1 protein-coding gene is annotated in these 7,816 nt (G+C 69.1%); it reads right to left on the bottom strand.

The window, feature by feature from the left end:
- The coding region (locus VSO01S_RS25255; protein WP_068645526.1) for a hemagglutinin repeat-containing protein at positions 1 to 7,816 on the bottom strand (7,816 nt) is incomplete at both ends.

Raw genomic sequence — 7,816 nt, 5'->3', positions numbered from 1 at the left:
GGCGCCACTGGCGGCGCCGCGATTCGACCCGAGCTGGATGTTGCCGCGCTTTGCAGGTGTGGTCGCGCCGGCGGTGGCATTGCCGGCCGCAGGCGTTGCGTTGGCTGCCGGCGTTGCGTTGGGCGTTGCGTTGCCTGCCGCTGCGCTGCCTGCCGGCGTCGCGCCCCCAGCAGGCTTCGATACCGGCGCTGCGCTGCCCGGAAGCTGGCGCGCAGCGCCCAGTTGCACACCCTTGTCCTTGGCGCTCGGCTTGGCCGCCGCCTGGCCCGTGGCGTCGCTGGCCGGAGCGGCCGTGCCAGCACCGGTGCCGGTGCCGGTGCCACCTGCATTGCCGCCGTTCTGTCCGGCCGGCGTGCTTCCTGCCTTGCTGCCCTTGGCGGCCCCGGCCTTGCCCGTCGGCGTCTGCGTGTTGGCCGAGCCCATGGCCGAGAAGTTGCTGTTGCTGGAACTGCTGGTGCTCACCGCAGCTTTTCTCTCGAAGCTCCCGCCCGTGTTGACCGCGATGCCCTGGGCCGCGCCCACCTGCGTGCCTTCCAGCGAGGTGTTGCGGCCCGAAGAGATGCTGACCGTGCCGCTGCCGCTGCTGATCGAGCCCACTCTGGCGGTGTCGCTGTCGGCCTTGCCGGTGCCCACGCCCAGTTCGGCGCCGCCCGCGCGGCGGTCGACCTTGGTCTTGGCACCGCTGCCGCCGCTGCCGCCAGGGCTGGTGGCGCCGCTCGCGGCGTTGAAGCTCTGGCCGTTGGCGTTGTTGTCGGCCAGCCCGTTGGCCGAGACGCCCACCTGGGTCGATTCGCGGTGTTCCACGGTGCGCGCCGCCTTCATCGTCACGTCGCCACCCGCGGCAACGGACACATTGCCTTCCTTGCTGGCGATGGCGGTGCCGGTGAAGCTGGCATCACCGCCGCTGCGGATGCTCACCGGGCCCTTGCCGGCCGACACGCTGCCGGCCACGTCCTGGTCGAGGCTGTAGTTGCTCTTGGCCGAATTGACCGACGCATTGCCCGAGCCGCCGCCCCGGCCGGCGCTCACGCTGGCATCCACGGCCAGGCTCTCGCTGCTGCCGCTGGCCGTGTTCCTGGCCGCCGCGAAATCCAGCTTGCCGCCCGCATCGATGCTGGCGCCCTGGCCCGCCGACAGGTTCGTGCCCTCCAGGCGCATGTCGCCGCGGGTCTGCAGGTTGAGGTTGCCGCCGGCCTTGATGCCGCCCACCACGGCGGTGCTGCTGCGGTCGCTGCTCTTGTCGCCGGCATAGCCCGCGTCGACGGACCCGCCCTGGTTGGCCAGGTCCACGCTCACCGTGGCGTTGACGCTCTTGCGTTGCGAATCGGCGCTGCTGGTGTTGGCCGCGGCGCGGTAGTCGAGCGACGAGGCAGACAGGTTCACGTCGCGGCCCGCCTCGATCTGCGTGCCCTCCATCGTCGTCTTGCCGCCGGACTGGCTGTTGACGCTGCCGCCCATGCGGATGCTGGAGACCACCGCCTGGCTGCTGCCGGCCGACTCGCTCGATCCTTCGTACTCGTAGCTGGCACGCACGCCCGCGCCCACGCCGGCACCCTTGCCTGTCATCACCCCCTTGCCCTTGCCCTGCACGCCCGGCGCCGGCTGTACCTGGGCCGATGCCGTGGCCGCGCCTTCGGCATAGGCCCCCAGCTTGGCGGTGTGCGTGGTGCTGTCGGCGCTGCTGTAAGTGGTGTTGGCAGCCGCGAAGCTGTCGATGTTCCTGGCCGACTGGTTGAGGTTGCCGCTGCCGTCGATGCGGGTGCCCACGTCGGTGATGTTGTCGGCCGCCGTGCGGCTGATGTCGCCGCCCGACTTGAGCGACGAGGTGCGCGCGGTGGTGGCACCTTCGACGCTGCTGCTTCGCGTGTTGGAGCCATAGACGCCCACTTCGCCCGAAGCCGATGCACCCGCGCTCGCGCCGCCTTGCGCGCCCATGCCGACCTTGCCGCCGCCCTGCGCCGAAACCTCGGCATTGCCGGAGGCGTACAGGCCGGCCGTGGTGCGTTCACTGCTGGTGCGCGTCTCGTGCACATCCTGCACGGCTTCGAAGCGCATGTTGTTGGCGTTCAGGTTCATGCTGCCGCCCGAACTCATGTCGGAGCCTTGTAGCGTGAGCGTGTCGCGCGCCTTCACGTTCAGCTGGCCGCCGGCGTTGATGGCCGAGCCGCGGTTGGTGACGTCCAGCGTCTCGGTGGTGTCCTGCTGGCGCTGGAACACGTCCACCCTGTTCTCCGAACTGGCTTGCGCGCCCGCGCTCGCATTGGCGCCCGCCCCGGGGTTGCCCTGGCCGCCCGCCGCATTGGCGCTGGCACCGGCCTGCGCCCCGGCCTTGTTGTCGGAGCTGGCCATCAGGCCCACGGTGGTGGTGGTGACCGTGGTGGTGGAGGTGTGCACGTCCTGCGCGGCCAGCAGGTTCACGTTGCGCGCATCGACGTTCACGTGGCCGCGGGCATTCACGGCGGAGCCCTGCAGGTTCATGTCCTGGCTCGCCTTCACGTCCAGGTCCTTGCCGAAAGTAAGCGTGGAACCCACGTGCTGAAGATCGGTGGTCTGCGTCTCGGTGGTGGTGGTCGACTTGAAGGCCAGGCCGCCCGAGCCCTGCCCGCTCGCCTCTGCCGAGGCATCGGCCGAAGCAGCCGCCCTGCCGCGCCCGCTGCTCGAATCCGAATTCGACCCACTGGCGCTCGACTTGCCGCTGCCACTGCCCACCTGCAGCACGCCGCTGCGGGTGGTGGTGCTGGTGGTTTCGTCGTAGTTGCGGCCGGCCAGCACATTGACGTTGGTGGCGTTGATGGTGCCGTTGCCTGCGACGTTGACATTGGAGCCCTGCACCGTCACGTCGTTCCTCGCGCCCAGGCCGGCGTTGCCGCCTACCTCGAAGCTGCTGCCGACATTGCGGATGGAGGTCGAGTCGGTGGCCGTGGTTGTCTTGCCGAACACCGAGTCGTTCATGCCCCAGCCGGCGGCATGGCTCTCGCTGTGCGTCACGCTGCTGTTCTCGCGCGCCACGATGTTCAGGTTGTTGCCGGCATTCAGGTCGGCGTTGCCGCTCACCTTGGTGTCGGTGCCGGCCAGCGTGATGTCGTTGCCGGCGCTGGCCTTCAGGTCGCCGCCCGCCGTGAGACCCGACTTCACCTGGTTGGTGGTCGTCGTCGTGGTGGTGCTGAAGCTGCTCCCGTTCTTCACCTCCTCCTTGCCGTAGGTGGTCTGGGTGTCCTTCTTCTCGATGGTGTCGAAGGTGATGTTGTTGCCGGCCTTGAGCGATGCATCGCCGCCTGCGCTCACGTTGGCGCCGACGTTCGTGATGTCCTTCTTCGCGTCCAGCGCGAGGCTTCCGGTCGATTGGATGCCCGCCGTGCTGGCAACCTGCGTGCTGTAGAAGTTGCTTCCGCCGCCGCCCTCGCTCAGCGTCTTGTTGACGATGCTGCCTTCGGTGGAACCGAGGCTGACGTTGCCGCCCTTGATCAGGCCCGACAGGTTGCTGATGTCGCCGGTCGATGCGATCAGCAGCGACTTGGTGCCGACGATGGTGCCGCCGGTGTTGGTCATCGACTCCAGGCTCAAGTTGGCGTTCTCCGCCGAAATCACCGCGCCCTTGCTGATGTTGGCCTTGGTGCTTTGCGCCAGGTACACCACCGGCGCCAGCACGGTCTTGCCCTCGATCTCGGTCTGCACCATCCAGACGATGTCCTGCTTCAGCGCGGCCTGCTGCTCCGGCGTGAGCGGCTTGCCATAGGCCAGGCCCAGCGAAGTGCTCTCGCCGGCGGCGTGCTCCATGAGGCTCTTCATCTGCCCATCGGCACTCTGGTAGCCCACCAGCACCGCGTTGCCCGTCTGCGCGATGAGCTGCTGCTTCACCAGCCAGGCTTCGTAGCTGGCGTCGCCCAGGCGCATGGCCAGCTCGTCGGGGTTGTAGCCCAGCAGCCTGGCGAGGTAGTCGGAACCGAGCGTGCTGCCACCGCCCAGGTACAGCGGATTGGTCTCGACGAGGTAGCGCGCCTTCGGGTCGGACGACAGGACGTAGTAGCTGTTGGGGCTGTTCGGCAGCGTGACCTTGATGCCCCCGAAGGACGTGCCGCTCACGCCGTTGCCGGCATTGCCGCCTGTGTAGCCGACGGAGCCGGTCGTGCCGACGCCCGGCGCGCCGGCCGGGCCGCTCTGCCCGCTTGTGGAACTGGCGTCGCGGGTGTCCGCCGGCGCTGCAGCGCGCCGCGCGGCCGTGAGGTTGGTGTCCGTGCCCGCAGACCAGCTTGCGCCGTTGTTCCGCAGAGTGAAGCCGGTGCCCTTCAGCCCCGCGCCATACAGCCCGGCGTTCGCGGGCTGGGTGGTGGCCGGCGCGCCAGGAGTGGTCTGGTAGCCGTCGACGAAGCACACGGAATCCCAGGTCCCACCCCTCGAGCACAGGCGGTGGTCGTAATAGGTGGAGGCACCGGCCGTGTTCCACCCCACCCACTTGGTGGTCTCCGACCATCTGACCGTATAGGTGATCGTCTTCAACGCCAGGTTGTCGTTGACGAAGCTGCCGCCCGAAAGCCTGAACCCGTGGCCGATGTCGTCCTGGATGCCCCATTGGGCCTGCGCTGCCCCATCGGTTTGGGCCGGGTCGTAGGAGAAGCCCACCATGTCCAGCGTGCCGACAGCCGAAATCACCGCCGCCAGGTTGCTGCCCTTGTTGAACGCAAGCGTCATGTTGCGTCCCGCCGTGATCTGCGGAACCGTGCTGGGCAAAGCGCTGCGGTATTTCTGCGTCTCGGTGTAGGTGTACTCGTAGAGCCAGGCTTCATCGGTGTTTTCGCCGGCGGTCCTGCCGTCATTGCGATAGTCGACCTCCCGCGTCGGCGAATTGGGGCCTCTTTCGATGTAGCGCGTGTCGCCGCCCTCCACTTCGTTGCGCAGCGTGGCCGCCACGATGCGGATGTCGTTGCTGCCGTTGATGACGTTGTTGTTGACCAGCGTGTTGGCCGTCAGCCTCATGCCGTAGGCGCTGTCCTTCGCGGCGGTGCTGTTGATGTCGGCATTGTTGGTGAGCGTGCCGTTGGCCTTGGCCACGAGGTCGCCATTGCGGGCGAACAGCAAGCCGTTGTTCACCAGGTTGCCCGCACCGGCCGTTGGCGCGCCGGCCGTCAGGTCGAGCGTTCCGGCGTTCGCGTGCACCAACAGGCTTCCGAGCGCCGAGATGGCGCCGGTGCCGCCCACCGTGATGTTGGGTGCGCGCACGTTCAGGTCGGCGCCCGAGAACAGCAGGCCGTTGTTCACGAGGTTGCCGCCGAGCGTGATGTTGCCGGTGCCGGTGCCGCCTGTCGCGGCCAGCACCCGGCCCGTCCTGGCGCTGGAGCCGGTGCCTTCCACCTTCAGCTCGAGCTGGTCGGCGGCGATGTCGAGGTTGCCTGTGCTGGCGAGCGCCGAGCTGGCGCCGATGGACAGCTGTGTCACATCCACGTCGACCGTCCTGCCTGATGCATTGCCGCTCAGGTCGATGGCGGTGGCGCCGGGCCCCGACACCTTGAGCAGCCCGCCGCTTTGCACCGTGCCGCCCAGTTTGGCGGTGTAGGCATCGCCTTGTGCGGATTCGATGCCCAGGTCGCCTTGCGCCAGGATCGTGCCGCTGCCCTCCTCGCCATTGCTGGTGTTGGTCAGGCCGCCGCTTCCCACGGCCAGGTTCATCGCGCCGAGCGACTGCAGCGTGCCGGTGTTCTCGATGCTGGCACCGCGCACTGACAGGTTCGTCGTGCCCGTCAGCACGCCACTGTTCTTCACCTGGGCCGCCTGCAATGTGGCGGCACCACCCGATTGCAGCGTGCCACGGTTGTCCAGCACGCCGGTCACCGCCATGCTGTCGCGCGCGCCGCCTTGCTGCGAAAGAAGCCACGCGCCCTCGTTGACCACGCTGTCGGCCTGCACCTGGCTTGCGCTGGCCGCCTCGATCCGGGCGTCCTGGCGGTTGGTGATGGTTCCCGCCTGCACCTCGAGCGAGCCCGCGCTCAGCAGCTTGGCATGGTTGTCCAGCACATCGGCGTTCAGCTTGAGTGCCCCGTCGGTGTAGACATCACCCTGGTTGGTCAGCGTCTTGCTGTCGATGCGGGTGGAGGTGCCCGACACCAGAACGCCGCCGTTGTCCACCGTGGCGGCGGCCAGCTGCATGGCGCCAAGCGCGCGCATCTCGCTGCGGTTGTCCAGGCGCACGGCCTGCGCGCCGCTGCGCGCCGACAGCGCGATGTCCTTCGCCGCCTGCACCTTGCCGGTGTTGGTCAGCGTGCCATCGACTCGCAGCTGCACATTGCCGCCCAGCGCGACGATGTTGCCGCCGTTGTTGAGCGAGTCGGCCGCCACAGCGGCGTCGGTGCCCGCCTGCATCCAGCCGCTGTTGACCACGGCCGCGCCACGCACGTCCACGCCCTGCCCCGCGATCAGCGTGCCCCTGTTGTCGATGGCCTGGGTCGCGCCGCCTTTCGCGTCCGCCAGGCGCAGGTCGGTGCCAGCGTTGATCGTGCCGTTGTTGGCCAGCTGCTGGCCGGCACGGATGCCGACCGCGCCCGCGTCGGCGCTGATGGCGCCGTCGTTGACAAGCCCGCCGGCCGCCTCGATGTCGATGCGCCCGCCGGTGCTCTGCACGGCCTGCGCGCCGCCGGCGCCGACCGTGGTGGCACCGCCCGATGCCAGGCGGATGTCGCCGCTGGCCTGCACGCCGCTGTTGCCCAGGTTCAGCGCACCCTGGCTGGCGATGCTCATCGAGCCGGCTGCCAGCGTCGATGCATCGAAGCTTGCGTTGCCTGCGGTGTTCACGCCCAAGGCGCCGCCGGCAATGACGCGCGTGCGCTGCATGGCCAGCCCGCCCTGGCGTGCGTCGAGCTTCGTGTCGCGCCCCGACGTCAGCGCGGCGTCCGTCAGTGCGAGGACGGCAGCGTCGTTGCTGGTGCTGGCCAGCAGGATGTCGCGCTGCGCCGAGATGGCGTTGTTCAGCTCGATGCGCCCGGCTGCGCTGAGCGAGAAGTCCTGCCCGTTGGCGGCCGCGTTGCCCAGCATGCGCACGCCCACGCCGGCGTCGGTGGACACCAGGCGGATGCGGTTGGCGTACATGCCGCCCAGGGCCGAGCTGTCGATGGCGTAGACCGGCGCGCTGCCCTGTGGCGCAGCGGCTCCGGTGACCCCGCGCGTGTCGTAGCGCCACTGCTGCGCGCCGGCGAACACCCCCAGGTCCTGTGCGTTGATGTTGCCGTCGATGCGCACCGAGCGGCTCACCAGGTCCAGGATCTGCTGCGCCGTGCCGTTCAGGCCGTTGCCGGTGATGAGGATGTCGCCCTGGTTGACGGTGAACCCCGCCAGGCCGCCGTTGGCATTGAAGTTGGGCAGGCCGGTGCTGAGCGTGACACGGTCGGTGTTGATGAAGCCGCAGCCGCCGCAGGTGATGCCGTAGGGGTTGACCAGCACCACGTCGGCCTTGCTGCCCAGCACTTCGGCAAAGCCGGCCAGCTGGCTGCGGTTGCTGGAGACCACCTCGTTGAGGATCACGCTGGCCGCGCGCGCGGAGTAGTCGTTGGACTTGACCTGGCCCGCCAGCTGCGACTGCTGGAACATCGCGCCGCTGCTGCTGGTGGTGTTGTTGAGCACCAGCCCCTTGGCGTCGACGTTGAACTGCGTGTAGCGGTTGTGCGAGAGGCCGGCGCCGTTGGCACCGGCAATGTCCACGATGGTGGCGCCGTTCGGATTGACGTAGGTGCGGCCGGTGGAGCCCGCCGCGAGCGTGGCGGTCTGCGCCAGGGCGAAAGGCGCCGCGCCCAGCCCGAAGACCAGCGCGGCGAGCGCGGGCACGCCCCGG

This window comes from Variovorax soli NBRC 106424, assembly GCF_001591385.1.
GTDB classification, from domain to species: Bacteria; Pseudomonadota; Gammaproteobacteria; order Burkholderiales; family Burkholderiaceae_C; genus Variovorax; species Variovorax soli.
Note: the sequence above shows the minus strand (reverse complement) of the source record. Positions and strands in the feature narration are given on the sequence as shown.